The sequence below is a fragment of the Psychroserpens sp. SPM9 genome, from assembly GCF_025153525.1.
Lineage (GTDB): Bacteria > Bacteroidota > Bacteroidia > Flavobacteriales > Flavobacteriaceae > Psychroserpens.
Genome location: NZ_JANZNR010000001.1, coordinates 141,718 through 158,994 on the forward strand (window position 1 = coordinate 141,718; position 17,277 = coordinate 158,994).

Below are 17,277 nucleotides of genomic sequence, written 5' to 3' on the forward strand. Positions count from 1 at the left end.
GCGCAATTTTTGTACTTTTCAAATCTATATATACTCTATGACCTATCTTAGATTTCTGTTTTTAATCCTACCAGGCGTTCTAGTAGCACAAAGTCAAATTGGGCTTACTAAAATAGATTCTACAGTTCTAAAAGCAGATCAGGTTATAGCTATTGATAATTTTGAAACCACTTACTACACGGCTAACACTATTTTCTATAAAAAAGCTAAAGACCAAACCGCGGTCAACTACAGCAATGTGCAATTAGGAGTACCCACAACGGTCAATGTTTTTAATCCGCTTAAAATTAATTTGTTCTATCAAGACTTTAATACTGTCATTATATTAGATAATCGTCTTGCTGAAATCTTTAAAATTGATTTTAACACCAAACAACCTTATAAAAATATCTCGCACATTTCTACGGGTTATGACAATACGCTTTGGATTTTCAATCAAGATCTTCAACAGTTGCAGTTATATGATTATAAAACCGATAAAATTAGAGCCACTACAGTGCCAGTGCAATCTCGAGTTTTAGATTTAAAAAGTGATTATAATTCCTGCTGGATGCTCACCGAAAAGTATTTATATCAATATACTTACTTCGGAAGCTTAATTTCTAAAATTGAAAATAAAGGCTATTCAGCATTAGCCATACACAATGAAAACATCATTCTTAAGGCAGAAAATTCCCTTTATTATAAATCCAAAAAAAGCGAAACTATTATTCCGTTAAAGACACCAAAATTGTTAATAAATCAGTTTTTACTAACCAATGAAACCTTGTATATTTACGATTCTAAAATACTTCATAAATACCAACTAAAAATCGAATAAGTATGCACGTTGCTGTCGCAGGAAATATTGGTGCTGGAAAAACCACACTCACAAAGTTACTAGCAAAACACTTTAAATGGGAGCCACAGTTAGAAGACGTTGTAGACAATCCTTATTTAGACGATTTTTACAATCAAATGGAGCGCTGGAGTTTTAATCTACAAGTCTATTTTTTGAATAGTAGGTTTCGACAGGTGTCACAAATTCGTCAAAGCGGAAAAGATATCATTCAAGATCGTACCATTTATGAAGATGCACATATTTTTGCTCCCAACCTGCATGCTATGGGTTTAATGACCAATCGCGATTTTGAAAATTACCGTTCCTTATTCGACTTAATGGAAAGTTTTGTAGAAGGTCCAGACTTGCTCATTTATTTACGCAGTTCTATTCCTAATCTGGTATCGCAAATTCACAAAAGAGGACGTGATTACGAGAATACTATCAGTATTGATTATCTAAGTAGGTTAAATGAACGTTACGAGGCATGGATTACCAAATACGACAAAGGCAATTTACTGATTATTGATGTCGACAATTTAGATTTTGTGGCTAATCCTGAAGATCTTGGAGATATTATCAATAAGATTGATGCCCAAATCAACGGCCTATTTTAAACACAACTTTTAATGTATAAAGTGATTTTCGCGAGCATGTGCAATGGCTTGTTCACTATTATCAACCAGCAACACAGGAATTTGTTTGTAATCTTTAAATAAAGATCTAACACGCAGCATTTTCTTTTTATGTTTGACGCTTCTCAAATAGATGGCTGCAACTTGCGACGGAAATTCATTAGCAACATCCATATAAATATCGGCATCGCGTTCGCCACTATCGCCAATTAATATAAATTTTAATTTTGGATAGGCCTTCAGAATATTCACAATCTCAATATGTTTTTGAGGTCGATCTCCTGATTTCTTCTTAAAAATATCCTTAAAACTCCGCAATAAAATAGGTCCTTTAGGAAAGGTGTTTTGCTTCAGAAAAAACTCGAGATAGCGGTATAAATTCCACGGACTATGACTCACATAAAAAATAGGATTAGCAAGCTTACCTGTTGACCCTCTGTGCAATCTATGGTAAAAATCTGATGCGCCTTCTAAAGGAATTCGGCTAGCAGCACTTTTAAAAATACTGTTAAGCAACACTTTCCATTTTAGGGTAGACACCACACCTGTATGAAGAATAGTATCGTCAATATCACTTATAACACCAAACTCGGCATCGGGTGACGGAATTAACAATTCTCCTGGAAAGCGATTTGAATTCTGAATATGTCGTTTGATATTCACATCATTATAAGCTACTTCAAAATTCAACCAGCCTTCTTCATTAGCTAAAGCATTTAAACCTTCTAATGGTTCGTCAACCTTAAAGTAACCATGATCATCGGTCATGGTCTTTAAAATGGTGCCGTTAGGTAATGTAATTTTGACTTCGGTGTGTTTGATTTCATCACTCTCAAAACGTTTCCATGAATTGATAAACAAACCAAATAACCCTTTCTGTTCTAAATCTATAGTTTCATCTTCCAGGGCACGTCCACGCATATAAAAATGAGTATCAGTACCATAACTTTGAAATGTAATAATTTGTAAAGGGTCTTTTTTAAACACTAACCGTTGAAATTAGACCTTGAAGATACTAAAATCATAAAAAATAAGACTTATAAATTGCTGTAATTGAGTTCAAGTTTGATAAGTTGCTCAATATCAGTCTTAATTTTTAATAACTGATTCATCAGTACATGATGTTCTGTTTTTAGAACACCTAAACTTTCTGTTAGATTGGCTTCTTTTTTTGAATCGGAATTGAGTTGGCAAAGTGAGCGTTCATGCTCTATATGACCCACACGATGGTCTAAAGCATAAATTTTAGTCACAACTGATTTAAATTCTGATTTTAGTGTTGACATTTGATGTTTACATTGCGGAAGATTTGATATCAACGTGTCTAAAACAGTCTCAAAATTAAGGTTTGCTTTAGAATGCGCACAGCCTAAACGTTTGTTTCTAAGTTTGGCATCACATAAATTAACCCGATTAAAAACAATCACACCGTCTTGTAAATTGTACTTCGGATGGTTGCGTTGGTCTGTTGCTACTTTTTCATGATGCATTTGGCATTGCACAATTTGAAAAGACCTAAGCGCTTCAAGTGTTTGTAGTATAGAATTACTGTGTTGCATTGTAACTATAAATGTACTGGAATGCAATGAATTCTCAATAGGTAAAAACACCTGTTTGTTAATCATAAAAAAAGCCACGATGATCGTGGCTTTTTATGTCGTATGTTAAGTAAAATTATTCTTTAATAACTTCCATTTTTTTTATCACTTCCTTAGTACCATCTGCTGTAGTAGAAATGTTCTTTTCAAAAGCTTCTAATTTGGCATTCACCTCGGCTTCAGTACCTGTAAATGTTTCTTCTTTAGTAACTTCTTCACCATTTTCAACAGTCGTATAAGTAATGGTAGCTTCAGCTAAATCTTTAGACACTTCAATCGTTTGTTCAACGTTTTCAATCTCACTATCAACTAATACCGTTTCAGAAGTATGTCCGCCTAAAATAGGAGCAATAACTAAACCGATTAAACACGTTAATTTAATTAAGATATTCATAGAAGGCCCAGAAGTATCTTTAAACGGGTCTCCAACAGTATCACCAGTTACAGCAGCTTTATGAGCATCAGAACCTTTATAAGTCATTTCGCCATTAATTTCTACACCAGCTTCAAAAGATTTCTTAGCATTATCCCAGGCACCACCAGCATTATTTTGAAATATGGCCCACAATACACCAGAGACAGTCACACCAGCCATATAACCACCTAACATTTCAGCAATTGCAACATGATTCATTCCAAATAACATGGGAACAAATGCGATGATAAGCGGAAATCCTATGGTTAATAAGCCTGGCAACATCATTTCTTTTAAAGACGCTTTCGTCGAAATTGCTACACATTTATCATATTCTGGTTTCCCAGTACCTTCCATAATTCCTGGAATATCTCTAAACTGACGACGTACTTCGTGTACCATTTCCATGGCTGCTTTACCAACAGCATTCATAGCTAATGCAGAAAACACGACAGGCACCATTCCACCCACAAATAGCATAGCTAAAACTGGAGCTTTAAAGATGTTTATACCGTCAATTCCTGTAAATGTTACATAGGCAGCAAATAAGGCTAAAGATGTTAATGCCGCCGAAGCAATGGCAAATCCTTTTCCTGTAGCTGCTGTTGTATTACCAACCGAATCTAAAATATCGGTTCGTTCTCTAACGATAGGTTCTTGTTCGCTCATTTCGGCAATTCCACCTGCGTTATCAGAAATTGGCCCGAAAGCATCAATCGCTAATTGCATTGCCGTCGTCGCCATCATCGCTGAGGCTGCTAATGCTACACCATAAAATCCTGCAAATGCATAAGAGGCCCAAATCGCTCCTGCAAATAATAATACCGAAGGGAATGTAGAAATCATACCCGTTGCTAAACCTGCAATGATATTAGTACCAGCACCAGTAGACGATTGTTGTACAATTTTTAAGATTGGCTTTTTTCCTAATCCAGTATAGTATTCGGTTACTGAAGAGATAACAGCACCAACAAATAAACCAACTAAAGTGGCATAAAATACACGCATTGAAGAAATCTCCTGTAGACCTTCTCCGAAGAAATTCATCTTCATAGTTTCAGGAAGCATCCAAACCACTAAACCAAAACAAGACACTGCAACCAAAATAATAGAGGTCCAGTTTCCTACATTTAAAGCGCCCATTACCTGAGCTTCTTTAGCATCGTTATCTTTGATTTTTACCAGCATGGTTCCGATAACAGAAATAATAATTCCTGCTCCAGCAATCGCCATTGGTAATAAGATAGGACCAATCCCTCCAAACGCATCAGAAATAGAGCCGCCCATATCTTTAATCACATAATTCCCAAGAACCATTGCAGCTAAAACTGTAGCCACATAAGATCCGAATAAATCGGCTCCCATTCCTGCAACATCACCTACATTATCACCTACGTTATCTGCAATTGTAGCAGGATTACGAGGATCATCCTCAGGAATTCCAGCTTCAACTTTACCAACTAAATCAGCTCCAACATCGGCCGCTTTTGTATAAATTCCACCACCAACACGGGCAAATAATGCGATAGATTCTGCACCAAGAGAAAACCCGGCAAGTGTTTCTAATACGATGGTCATATCGGCAGTTGTAGTCCAAGAACCATCCATAAAGTAATTAAAGAATATGATAAAAAATGCTGTTAAACCTAAAACCGCTAAACCAGCAACTCCAAGGCCCATTACAGTACCACCACCAAAAGAAATTTTAAGCGCGTTAGGCAGGCTTGTACGAGCCGCTTGCGTTGTTCTTACGTTGGTTTTGGTTGCTATTTTCATTCCGATATTTCCTGCATAAGCTGAAAATACAGCTCCAAAAATAAAGGCTATTACAATAAGCCAATGTGTTGTTTCAACGACCTGAGAAACTATAAAAAGTAAAACACTGACGATCACTACAAAAATAGCTAGTAGTCTATATTCAGCATTTAAAAAGGCTAAAGCGCCTTCGTAGATATGATCTGAAATTTCTTTCATTTTACCATCTCCAGCATCTTGTTTCATAACCCATGATTTTTTGATAACCATGTAAATTAATCCTAAAAACGCCAAAGCTATTGGCATGTAAATCATTAGTGATTCCATATAATAAATGTATTTGATTAGTTATTTAGCGCGGTAAAAGTAGTGAAAACGATTAAAACTAAAAAACCCTACGATTTTTAACACGTAGGACTTGATTTTTAAGTTTTTATTTTCTTAGATGGTAAAATCACCGTTTGTTTTATGCTCACTGTTTTCATAGCGATCTATACATTTGTTAAGAATAGCGTAGGCTTCTTTTGCATCGCCCCAACCACCAACATCAACTTTCTTCTTTTCTAAGTCTTTATACACTTGAAAAAAGTGTGTAATTTCTTTTTTTCTATGCGGATTTAAATCGGTAATATCATTATAACTATTCCAGATTGGATCGGTAACAGGGACACAAATTAATTTTTCATCGGGTCCTTTTTCATCAGCCATATGAAAAACACCAATAGGCTTTACTTCCATTACACACATAGGAAAGGTCGGTTCGGTTCCCATAACTAATACATCTAAAGGATCTCCATCTAATGCCAAAGTCTCTGGAATAAATCCATAATCTCCAGGATACATCATTGAAGAAAACAACATACGGTCAAAACGTATTTTGTTAAGTTCAAAATCGTACTCATACTTATTTCGGCTACCTTTTGGTATCTCTATTAATACATCAAATGTTAATTTTCCTGTTGCTGTCATATTTTTTATTCTCTTAATTTCGGGCTGCAAAGATAATGTAATGTTTGGGTTTAACAATTCAATAATTAAATCATTTAACTATTACATAATATAATACTAAAAGTACAATTAGAATTGCTTATCTTGGTTAAGTAACATTATAGTCAAAAATAGACCTGTATTTAGATTAACTCTAGAAATCAATGAGTACAAAAATAGGATTAAAAGAAGCCATTTCTATTGGTATTGGTGGGATGGTTGGTGGTGGAATTTTTGCAGTTCTCGGCTTGGCTGTGGCTTTAGCAAATGGTGGCACACCTGTTTCTTTTTTGATTGCCGGCCTTATTGCTTTTATCACTTCCTACAGCTATGTTAAATTATCACTAAGCTATCCCGACCGAGGCGGAACTGTAAAATTTATAAATCAGGGATTTGGTGTTGGAGTGTTTAGTGGCGGAATCAACAATTTATTATGGGTGAGTTATATTATCATGTTAGCATTGTACGCCTCTGCTTTTGGCTCTTATGCTCCTAATTTATTTCAAATCACAAGTGATAAAATCATAGATTCTCACATTTATGCGACGGTAATTGTAATATTAGCAACAGCCATCAATTATTATAGTATTTCTGTTGTAGGAAAAATTGAATCATATGCAGTGGTAATAAAACTGGTTATTTTATTAGCCTTTGTGGGATTTGGTTTGTACGGTCTTTTTGGGAATCCACACCTAGAACAATTGTCTCCAGAACATTGGGAATCTCCCTTTAAATTACTCACAGCAGGAATGGTCATCTTTGTGGCTTATGAAGGCTTTGAACTAATTGCAAATGCCGCACCTGATATAAAAAACCCTAAAGTTAATATTCCACGTGCATATTATTGGTCTGTTATTTTTGTAATATGCTTATACATTGTTATTGCAGCAATTACTGTTGGCTCTTTAGAGTTTAGTCAAATTGCCAGCGCTCAAGATTATGTGCTAGCAGAAGCAGCTAAACCAATGCTAGGGAAAATTGGGTTTACAGTAATTACAATTGCGGCCTTAATTTCTACCTTTTCGGCCATAAATGCCTCGCTCTATGGTGGTAGTAGAGTGAACTATGAAATTGCCGAAGATGATGAATTACCAAAAGAATTTACTCGTAAATTATGGAATCAACCCATTGGTTTAGGAATCACCGCTGTTGCTACTATAGTCTTAGTAAATACACTGAAACTTGAAAGTATTTCAACAGCAGGAAGTGTTGGCTTTTTATTAATATTCGCAGTAGTTAATGTGACAGGTTACAAACTATCCCATGACATTGGCGCAAAAAAAAGCATTCCGCTTCTTGGCGCTTTATTTTGTTTTATTGCCATGGTCGCTTTACTTGTTCAACACTTTTCGGTTAGTCCCTCCGATGTTTATATTGCTCTAGGGATTATTAGCTCTTGCTTTGTCATGGAGTACTTTTACAAAAAAATAGAGCCTAAAAAATGATTATGTCACCATTGATGATCTAACCTGAATACAGCTAAATATTACAAACTGATTTTCAGCCACTTCACTTTACAGAACAAAAACGTAATTCAACCCAATCTTTTCCTATATCTAAAATAAATATTGTTACTTGTTAAGTAATCAATTATTTAATATTATGCTACGTCATATAAAAACGGTCATTTCTATTCTTAAAGAAAGAGAGCATCCATTAAAAATTATTTGGGCCTATGTGCTCTTACGTACGGGATTGAATAGATATGTAAAAATTAAGCAGAATGGTTACAAAATAAATCTTTCGCAATCAAACTTGGCAATTACATTATTTGGAAACAAAAATTACGGCCATGAAGATGAAGGCTTTTTACGTAAAACACTAAAGCCAAATGACACCTATATAGATGTTGGCGCAAATATTGGCACATTGGTACTTACGGGTGCTATCTGTGTTGGAAATGAAGGCAAAGTGATTGGTATTGAAGCACACCCTAATACGTTTAATGTTTTACAAGCTAATGTTAATTTAAATAGTTTTAATAATATTAAGCTCATTAATTCTGCTGTTGGAAACGAAAAAGGCACACTTCATTTTAGTGATGCAAAATCTGATGATTCTAATAAAATACTTTTAAACTCTGATGAAGGCGTTAAAGTAGCTGTGAACACCTTAGATATGTTATTAAAAGAAATCAAACATATCGACCTATTAAAAATTGATGTGGAAGGTTTTGAAAAGCAAGTTTTTGAAGGCGCTACTCAAACTTTAAATAAAACGTCTTTAATCTACTTTGAATCTTTTGAACGAAATTTCACAAATTACAATTACCACACTGGTGATCTTATTAAATTACTAAATGATTCTGGTTTTTTCGTGTATAAAATGATCAACCTCCAGCAATTACAGTTATTAGATATTAATTACAAATCTGAAATATGTGAAAATCTTGTTGCAACCAAACACGCTTCTAGTTTAGAAAACACCTATAATTTTGAAATAATTTAATGAACAACGCAAAACTCAAATCGACACTCGATTGGTGGGAATCAAAACGAATTTATTTAATGTTCTTGTTGGCTTATCGGGCTTTATCGCTATACATTTAACCGGAATGTTTGAATTTATTGCCTTTGAATTACTAGGTATTTTAGCTTGGGGAATTCTAGCAAATATTCTATTTTCAACGGGTATTCTTATCGAACTTTTAAACGAGTATTACTTCAACGGAACACTAAAATTACAGCATTTAAGATGGCTATTTTTTATTTTAGGCACACTCCTCTATTGTTATGTAACCTTTAGCTATGCTGTATTTTACTACTCGCCTTTTATAGATTTTTTAATCTAGAAACTAAATCCGAAGCTTCCAGTCACACCAAAAGCTCTCGCATCTGGATTGGTTAGGTAGTTCCCTCTAAAGTTAAAATCAATACGCAATATTTTAAAGATATTACCAACACCAAAACTGTATTCGTAATAGATGTCCTCATTGGGAGCCACTAATGGAATTTCGACAGGATTTCCAGTAGTATTGAGGGCTCTGTTCTCATCAGACAAATCTCCCCAAACTCCTCGTATTCCAACAATAGCTCTTAAGTTGTATTTCTTAAGAAAAGGTATCCTCGAAAATATGCGTCCGTTAAAATTATGCTCCAAATGTAAAGAGGTATAGGTATCGGTTACAAATTCGTAAAAGTCTAGCTGCGGAAATGTATTATATATTGAAAAATACGATTGGTTACCCGGAACCACACTTAACAATCCGAGAGGTACTTCTCCAAATGTTTTTCCTGCTTCGATGGTGGTAGTTAAGCGCCCGAAACCTCCAACTTGCCATGGTTGAATATAAGAAAATTGCACTTTGGTATAATCAAAATCACTATCAAATAAGCTTTTATCTCCAAGGGTGACTTGCGCAAATAAACTTGCAAATCCGTCATTAGCATTTCGACGTTCTACACCAAAACCGGTCATTTTTCGTTTTGGGAAATACGATAAAGATAAAGCAGTTTCAAACTGTTTGATTTCTGAAGACACACCTGTTGAAGCATCAGGATCGTTATAATCTAAACTAAATGTAGGTGATGCCGATTCAAGAGTTCGATAAGTTCCGCTGGTTCTAATAACGAAGTTTTTAACAGGTTCAATTTCCATAGCTAAGGTCGTCAAATTCACGCTGGTTAATTTATCGTTGGTACTGGTTCCAACAACTGCCGACGATGCTAAGCTTCGTCCTAAAACATCGGTTGATGACGTCAAGTTCGCCCCTATTTGTTCTACATCGCGCCTATTTCCTCCAGAAATGATAAATCGGCTTTTTTTGTCGATTAGCCATTTTCCTGAAATACCATATTTAAATTTATCGTCTCTAAATCCGTAAGCTAAAAAACCTTCAACACGCCACAAATCGTTAGGACCAAAATAGGTTCGTCCTCCAGTTCTTAAGCGTAATCCTTCGACTTCATTAAATCCGAAAGTCGAGAAAATTGGTCCGTAATCAAAATTAATACTCGGAAATTCAACATAGCCTGACGCCAAAATACTTCCTAAATTATATAAACGCTTAAATTTCTTGACCGTTTTAAGCGTATCCAACATTTTGTAGACCCCTTTTTCATCTTTACTTAACGATTCCATCCGGTTTTGCGTCCAAAAGTCATCATCACGATTGTAAACATCTTCATTATAATTGTAGACTTCTTCATCGTAAAATTTTTCATCTTTAGGTTGATCGAAGACGTAATTATCGTATAGCGTAGTACGTTTTCCGTAGATACCACGAGACTTTTCCTTTTTATTTAAAGCAAAATCAGAAAGCATATAATCGCGCTTAATTAAGAATAAGGTATCATTGACCACTTCAAATTCTTGCTCGATATAAATTTCCTTCACCCAGTTGATGTTCGCACTTTTTGAAGCCTGCATATTAATATCCTTAATAGCATAGGTAGAATCGTTAACCCAAAAATCACCTTTAAAAGTCAGTTCGTTTTTACGTCTCGGGTAATAAATAATATTATAACACCATTTATTATCTATAAAAGCACTATCAGACAGTACATAATTATAGGTTTGTATACCTGTACGTGATAAAGGACTCACGAAACTCTTATCAAAAAATTTAAGGTAATTGTCATAAATATTGAAATCGGCGTACAAATCATCGACAAAATCAATAATGACTTGGTTATTGCTGAATCCTGAATTTTTGTTGCCTTTAAGATCTTCTTTTTCCTTGTTGATAATATTATCGCCATACACTTTACTCACAGCCTCATTGATAAACATAGGAAGATAGGTTTTTCCCGTAATGCTAGACGTGTCTACTTCTTCAAAAACAAACTCCATCCCTCTAAACAAACGGCTTTTTATAAGCGCACTATCGATGGTATTGATATCAAACTCTACTTTTTCATATTTATCGTACTCGTATTGCTTGAATTGTTTTAAACCATTTTGGCGTTTGCGTTCCCATATTTTTTTCAGGATTCCAATTGCGGGATTTTCAGAAGCTTTTTTAGATTGCTTTCCAGTTACGATGACGACTTCGTTAAGGGCTGATGCTTCTTCTTTGAGAATAAATTTTAAATCGTAATTCACCTTCTGAGCGAGTTGCACTTCTTTGAGTTCGTAGCCTAAAAAGGAAATCACGACAACATCCCAGGTATTTTCAGACTCTAAATAAAAACGTCCGTTTTCATTAGTGATTGTCCCTTCAGTAGAACCTTTAAACAAAACATTTGCAAAGGCGACAGGCTGGTTGTTCTCATCGTAAACGTGACCACTAACTTTGGTTTGAGCGTAGGATATTACTATTCCGAAGAATAAAAATAAAATAAGGAGCTTCTTTTTCATTTATATGGTATTTGCAATTGAAAGTCGGCAAAAACCTATTTTGCGTCCTCAACTTAATTGCAATCTAAATCTTAATATGTATTTATAATTAAAAAACTTCATCAACAATCGTGCTAACCTTTCTGCCGATGGTAGATGAAGTTCTTATAACGCAAATAAATGCGACTTATTTATTTGTACATCACTTTTTTTACTGCTTTTACAACATCGTCACTATTAGGCAACCATTCAGCTAGTAATACTGGTGAATAAGGTGCTGGTGTATCTGCTGTATTGATTTTAACGATAGGTGCGTCAAGGTAATCAAATGCTTCTGACTGCACAACGTAAGTGATTTCAGTAGCGACATTTCCAAAAGGCCAAGCTTCTTCAAGAACCACCAAACGATTGGTTTTTTTGACAGATTCTAAAATAGCGTTTCGGTCCATAGGTCTTACCGTTCTTAAATCGATAATCTCACAAGAAATGCCTTCTTTTTCTAATTCATCTGCAGCTTTGTAAGCCTCTTTGATAATTTTTCCAAAAGAGACGATGGTAACATCTGTTCCTTCTCTTTTAATTTCGGCAACTCCTAAAGGTATAGTATACTCACCTTCTGGTACTTCGCCTTTATCTCCATACATTTGCTCACTCTCCATAAAAATCACAGGATCGTCATCACGTATAGCCGATTTCAACAAGCCTTTAGCATCATAAGGATTAGAAGGCACAACAACTTTTAAACCTGGTGTATTTGCAAACCAGCTTTCAAAAGCTTGGGAATGCGTTGCTGCTAATTGACCCGCAGAAGCCGTTGGCCCACGAAATACAATCGGACATTTAAATTGCCCACCCGACATTTGTCTGATTTTTGCAGCATTATTTATAATTTGATCAATCCCAACCAGAGAGAAATTAAAGGTCATATACTCCACAATTGGTCGATTACCAGTCATTGTAGAGCCAATAGCTATACCAGCAAAACCTAATTCGGCAATTGGTGTATCAATAACACGCTTTGCGCCAAATTCATCTAACATCCCTTTCGAAGCCTTATAAGCTCCATTGTATTCGGCAACCTCCTCACCCATTAAATAAATGCTTTCATCTCTGCGCATTTCTTCACTCATGGCTTCGCAAATCGCTTCTCTAAATTGAATTGTCTTCATGTATCAGTTTTTAAACGAGTAGCAAAAATAATAATTATTGCTCATAAAATACCATAAAATTGAACTTGAAAACTAGAATCGTATTCTGAATGAGATTTGATAATCACTTAGAGTTATTAATTTGCTATATCATGTTGTACAAACCGCTGTTTGAAAATGTCTCAAATTTGAATATCTAGGAATTTTATTTGATCTCACTGAGAATTATGCAATTTAAACCTGCTAAAATTTGATTTTACAAAAAAATACTATGCATGCATAGTAAAATTCAAATTATTATAATTATCTTCGTGCTCAAGAAAAAATGAACACTCAAAATAAATAATTCCGATATGAAAATATTAGTATGTATTAGTCACGTTCCTGATACGACTTCAAAGATTAATTTCACTGATGGTGACACAAAATTTGACACCAATGGTGTCCAGTTTGTCATTAATCCTAATGACGAATTTGGTCTTACTCGTGCCATGTGGTTTAAGGAAAAACAAGGCGCCAATGTTACAGTGGTTAATGTTGGAGGTCCAGAAACAGAACCTACACTTCGTAAAGCCTTAGCTATTGGTGCAGATGCTGCCATAAGAGTTAACACCGAAGCCAAAGACGGATTTCAGGTAGCCAAAGAATTAGCCAATGTTGTTAATGATGGTGGTTACGATTTAGTGATTGCTGGTCGTGAATCTATTGATTATAACGGCGGAATGGTTCCAGGAATGTTAGCTGGATTAATTAAAGCAAATTTTGTAACCAACTGTATAAATCTAGAAGTTGAAGGTACAAATGCTACTGCCATGCGTGAAATTGACGGCGGAAAAGAAACGGTCTCTACAAGTTTACCTTTAGTCATTGCCGGACAAAAAGGATTGGTTGAAGAAAGTGATTTACGTATCCCAAACATGAGAGGTATTATGATGGCGCGTCAAAAACCATTATCGGTTGTTGAACCTACAAATGCCAGCGCAGAAACCAACTCGGTTAAGTTTGAAAAACCAGCGCCAAAAGGTGCTGTAACACTAGTAGATCCCGATAATATTGATGAATTAGTAAACTTACTTCACAACGAAGCTAAAGTGATTTAATCAACTTTTAAAAAGAAAAAAACATGTCAGTTTTAGTATATACAGAATCAGAACAAGGAAAATTTAAAAAGGTAGCTTTAGAAGTAGCATCCTACGCCAAAGCCGTTGCAGACCAGTTAGGAACAACGGTTACCGCAATAACCATTAATGCTGGAGACACTTCAGAACTAGGAAACTATGGTGTAGATAAAGTACTCCAAGTTACTAATGGTGATTTAGACAAATTCAATGCCAACAGCTATGCCAGTGTGATTGAACAAGCTGCTAAACAAGAAGGTGCCAATGTGGTTGTACTTAGTTCTAGTGCAGACAGTAAATATGTAGCGCCTTTGGTTGCCGTAGGTTTAGAAGCAGGTTATGCTTCTAATGTCGTTGAAGCACCATCAAGTACAGCTCCTTTTACAGTAAAACGTACCGCATTTACAAACAAAGCCTTTAATATGACATCAATTGATACCGCTCATAAAGTTATTGGGGTTTCAAAAAATGCATTTGGTTTAGTAGCATCTTCAGGAAATGCGTCTTCGGAAGACTTCTCACCTTCAATTCCTGCTTCAGGAGTTACAGTACAATCTATAGATAAAGCCACAGATAAAGTTACGATTGCAGATGCTGAAATCGTTGTTTCTGGAGGTCGCGGATTAAAAGGTCCTGAAAACTGGGGAATGGTTGAAGAACTCGCCGAAGTACTTGGCGCTGCAACAGCTTGCTCAAAGCCAGTATCCGATTTAGGCTGGAGGCCTCATAGCGAACACGTAGGTCAAACAGGAAAACCTGTAGCCTCTAATTTATACATCGCTATCGGAATTTCGGGCGCTATTCAACACCTCGCTGGTATTAATGCAAGTAAAGTAAAAGTCGTTATCAATACCGACCCAGAAGCTCCTTTCTTTAAAGCTGCCGATTATGGTGTCGTTGGTGATGCTTTTGAAGTTGTACCTGCTTTGATTGAAAAATTAAAAGCTTTTAAAGCGCAAAACGCATAATTTTTTATAAATTGTAGTTTGAAAAGGGCTGTTTTGATTTGGTTCTTTATATATAAATCTGCATTTTGCAGTTTGTAAAGTCCAAATTAAAACAGTTCTTTACATTTTATAAATTATGAGCCTAGTTAGATTAAATATTAAAGGAATTTCATACAGCCAAACTCAAAATGGTGCGTATGCTTTAATTCTGAATGAAGTAGATGGTGATCGAAAATTACCTATTGTTATTGGCGCATTTGAAGCCCAATCTATAGCCATTGCGCTCGAAAAAGAAATTAGACCGCCTCGCCCTTTAACTCACGATTTATTTAAAAATTTTGCAGATCGCTTTGACATTGTCGTCAAACAAGTCATCATTCATAAATTAGTGGACGGTGTTTTCTACTCGAGTTTAATCTGCGAACGTGATAAAATAGAAGAAATTATTGATGCTAGAACAAGCGATGCTATCGCCTTAGCCCTCCGTTTTAAAGCGCCTATTTTTACCTACAAAAATATTTTAGACAAAGCGGGCATCTACCTTAAAGTTAATCCGAAAAAAGAAAACGAAGATCAAGATTCTATCCTTGTAGACGATATGGTCGTTGAAGAAATCGAAGCGAGCATTCAAGACAACTATATGGATAAATCGCTTGAAGAATTACATACCTTACTCGAGGAAGCTGTTACCAATGAAGATTATGAAAAAGCAGCTAAAATTAGAGACGAAATTTCCAAACGCTAATCCCTTTCACATGAGACATTTTTTACTAGCTGTTACAGCTATTTTTTTTGGAATTACACTGACTTTCGGTCAAGACATTAACTACACTAATATAGACAGTTTAGCAACAGTTGAACAATTTCAAGAAATCAAAGATAATGTCGAATCATTAAAGGTTGAATTAACAAACACTGTTCTCAATGACTGGCAATTATTAAAGCATGAATCTTTTGACAACTATCCTGAAGATAAAACTGGAGATGTCAATTTTATTAAAGGAAAAGAGTTTTTAAATCTTAGCGAAGATGGTGAATATGAATCCATATTAAACAACAATTTCAATAAGGGGTTTTGGTTGCAAAATAATAACCTATTAGTATTCAAACAAAAAGCTCCAACCACAGTAGATGTTTATTACGAGATTGTAAACAAAAGTGACTCTGAATTAATTTTAAAAAATGCAAACGATGTGTACACATTCGTATCAGATAAACATCCTAACTACATACCGCAAGGTGAAGCCGTAGATGATATTATTAAAAGTGAAGGCTATAGTTTTAACAGCATTTGGAGAGGTGCTTTAGGTATGATTACGCTTTTAATCATTGCGTTTTTATTTAGTAGTAATCGTAAAGGCATCAATTGGAAAACGGTTGTGATAGGATTAGCGTTTCAACTGATTATTGCTATTTGTGTTTTGCAAGTTGAGTTTGTAAAAGACATCTTCGAATCCATAGGTCAAGTCTTTATAAACATATTGGATTTTACCAGAGCTGGAAGTGAATTCCTTTTTAGCGGAGTTATGGATGTTAATTCTTACGGATTTATATTTGCTTTTCAAGTGTTACCAACCATCATCTTCTTTTCTGCGTTAACATCTGTGTTGTTTTACTTAGGAGTAATTCAAAAAGTAGTTAAAGCTATGGCGTGGTTACTATCCAAAGCACTTAAAATATCTGGAGCTGAAAGCTTAAGTGTTGCTGGCAACATCTTTTTAGGACAAACCGAAGCACCGTTGCTGATTAAGGCATATTTGGAAAAAATGACCAAATCCGAAATTCTATTAGTCATGATCGGCGGTATGGCAACCGTTGCAGGTGCTGTATTAGCGGCTTACATTGGTTTCTTAGGAGGAGAAGATGAAGCCCTAAGACTATTCTATGCAAAGCACTTATTAGCGGCTTCTGTAATGGCGGCTCCTGGTGCTATTGTAATTTCAAAAATACTATATCCTCAAACTGAAAAAGTAAATACAGACGTTGCTGTTTCTAAAGAAAAAATAGGTTCTAACATTTTAGACGCGATAGCCAACGGCACAACTGAAGGTCTAAAACTTGCAGTAAACGTTGGAGCAATGTTACTTGTGTTTGTCGCTTTTATTGCCATGATTAATGGTATTTTAGGTTGGGTTGGTGATGTCACTACCCTCAATGAATGGATTGCAGGAAATACAGATTACCAAAGTCTATCTCTGGAACTTATTTTAGGATACCTTTTCGCGCCATTAATGTGGCTTATTGGTGTCGCCACCGAGGACATGGCTCTCATGGGGCAACTGCTTGGTATCAAATTGGCAGCTAGCGAATTTATTGGTTACATTCAATTGGCAGATCTTAAAAATGCTGCCAATGCAACACATCTAAAATACGAAAAGTCAATAATAATGGCGACCTATATGCTTTGTGGTTTTGCTAACTTTGCTTCAATAGGTATCCAAATTGGTGGTATTGGATCTTTAGCGCCTGGACAACGAACACAGTTATCAAAATTTGGCATGAAAGCTTTAATTGGTGGTACCTTAGCATCACTAATATCTGCAACTATCGCCGGAATGATTATAGGTTAGAAGCGAA

15 protein-coding genes are annotated in these 17,277 nt (G+C 35.5%); 9 read left to right on the plus strand and 6 right to left on the minus strand.

Going from position 1 to position 17,277, the window contains the following annotated elements:
- Positions 1–37 precede the first annotated feature (37 nt).
- Entirely contained in the window at positions 38–820 is a 783-nt protein-coding gene (locus N4270_RS00645) for a hypothetical protein (protein WP_260094865.1), read from the plus strand.
- Positions 821–822: 2 nt separating this feature from the next.
- Positions 823–1,437, plus strand: a complete 615-nt coding sequence (locus N4270_RS00650; protein WP_260094866.1) for a deoxynucleoside kinase — start codon at positions 823–825, stop codon at positions 1,435–1,437.
- 9 nt (positions 1,438–1,446) lie between these two features.
- On the opposite strand, the gene N4270_RS00655 is transcribed toward N4270_RS00650, so the two are convergent.
- The 4 genes from N4270_RS00655 to N4270_RS00670 all read right to left on the minus strand — a co-directional run bounded on the left by N4270_RS00655 (position 1,447) and on the right by N4270_RS00670 (position 6,192).
- On the minus strand, positions 1,447–2,376 hold the full coding sequence (locus N4270_RS00655) for an App1 family protein (RefSeq protein WP_260094867.1): 930 nt from the start codon (positions 2,374–2,376) through the stop codon (positions 1,447–1,449).
- A gap of 116 nt (positions 2,377–2,492) precedes the next feature.
- Positions 2,493–3,080, minus strand: a complete 588-nt coding sequence (locus N4270_RS00660; protein ID WP_260094868.1) for a hypothetical protein — start codon at positions 3,078–3,080, stop codon at positions 2,493–2,495.
- Between the two features lie 49 nt (positions 3,081–3,129).
- On the minus strand, positions 3,130–5,550 hold the full coding sequence (locus N4270_RS00665) for a sodium-translocating pyrophosphatase (protein ID WP_260094869.1): 2,421 nt from the start codon (positions 5,548–5,550) through the stop codon (positions 3,130–3,132).
- A 114-nt stretch (positions 5,551–5,664) separates the two neighbouring features.
- Positions 5,665–6,192 (minus strand): inorganic diphosphatase, encoded by a 528-nt coding sequence (locus N4270_RS00670; RefSeq protein ID WP_260094870.1) that lies wholly within the window; start codon positions 6,190–6,192, stop codon positions 5,665–5,667.
- Between the two features lie 182 nt (positions 6,193–6,374).
- Between N4270_RS00670 and N4270_RS00675 the strand changes: the two genes are divergently transcribed.
- The 3 genes from N4270_RS00675 to N4270_RS00685 all read left to right on the plus strand — a co-directional run bounded on the left by N4270_RS00675 (position 6,375) and on the right by N4270_RS00685 (position 9,001).
- Positions 6,375–7,655 (plus strand): APC family permease, encoded by a 1,281-nt coding sequence (locus N4270_RS00675; RefSeq protein WP_260094871.1) that lies wholly within the window; start codon positions 6,375–6,377, stop codon positions 7,653–7,655.
- A gap of 157 nt (positions 7,656–7,812) precedes the next feature.
- Entirely contained in the window at positions 7,813–8,658 is an 846-nt protein-coding gene (locus N4270_RS00680) for an FkbM family methyltransferase (RefSeq protein WP_260094872.1), read from the plus strand.
- A 34-nt stretch (positions 8,659–8,692) separates the two neighbouring features.
- Positions 8,693–9,001 carry a hypothetical protein gene (locus N4270_RS00685; RefSeq protein WP_260094873.1) on the plus strand — a complete coding sequence of 103 codons (309 nt, stop codon included), beginning with the start codon at positions 8,693–8,695 and terminating at the stop codon, positions 8,999–9,001.
- On the opposite strand, the gene N4270_RS00690 is transcribed toward N4270_RS00685, so the two are convergent.
- Positions 8,998–11,508, minus strand: a complete 2,511-nt coding sequence (locus N4270_RS00690; protein WP_260094874.1) for a DUF5686 and carboxypeptidase-like regulatory domain-containing protein — start codon at positions 11,506–11,508, stop codon at positions 8,998–9,000. The genes N4270_RS00685 and N4270_RS00690 overlap by 4 nt on opposite strands.
- A 170-nt stretch (positions 11,509–11,678) precedes the next feature.
- A complete protein-coding gene (locus N4270_RS00695; protein ID WP_260094875.1) occupies positions 11,679–12,656 on the minus strand; it encodes a pyruvate dehydrogenase complex E1 component subunit beta in 978 nt (325 codons plus the stop codon).
- Between the two features lie 332 nt (positions 12,657–12,988).
- Here N4270_RS00695 and N4270_RS00700 point away from each other — a divergent pair, with 332 nt between their 5' ends.
- From N4270_RS00700 to N4270_RS00715, 4 genes are all read left to right on the plus strand, one after another.
- Positions 12,989–13,735, plus strand: coding sequence for an electron transfer flavoprotein subunit beta/FixA family protein (locus N4270_RS00700; RefSeq protein WP_260094876.1), 747 nt, complete (start codon positions 12,989–12,991; stop codon positions 13,733–13,735).
- A 23-nt stretch (positions 13,736–13,758) separates the two neighbouring features.
- Complete coding sequence (locus N4270_RS00705; protein WP_260094877.1) at positions 13,759–14,721, plus strand: electron transfer flavoprotein subunit alpha/FixB family protein; 963 nt, start codon at positions 13,759–13,761, stop codon at positions 14,719–14,721.
- Between the two features lie 115 nt (positions 14,722–14,836).
- Positions 14,837–15,445: a bifunctional nuclease family protein gene (locus tag N4270_RS00710; RefSeq protein ID WP_260094878.1), complete on the plus strand. Its 609-nt coding sequence runs from the start codon at positions 14,837–14,839 to the stop codon at positions 15,443–15,445.
- Positions 15,446–15,455: 10 nt separating this feature from the next.
- The gene (locus tag N4270_RS00715; protein ID WP_279309178.1) at positions 15,456–17,270 is read left to right on the plus strand and encodes a NupC/NupG family nucleoside CNT transporter; all 1,815 of its coding nucleotides are present in this window, start codon (positions 15,456–15,458) and stop codon (positions 17,268–17,270) included.
- The last annotated feature ends 7 nt before the right edge of the window (positions 17,271–17,277 follow it).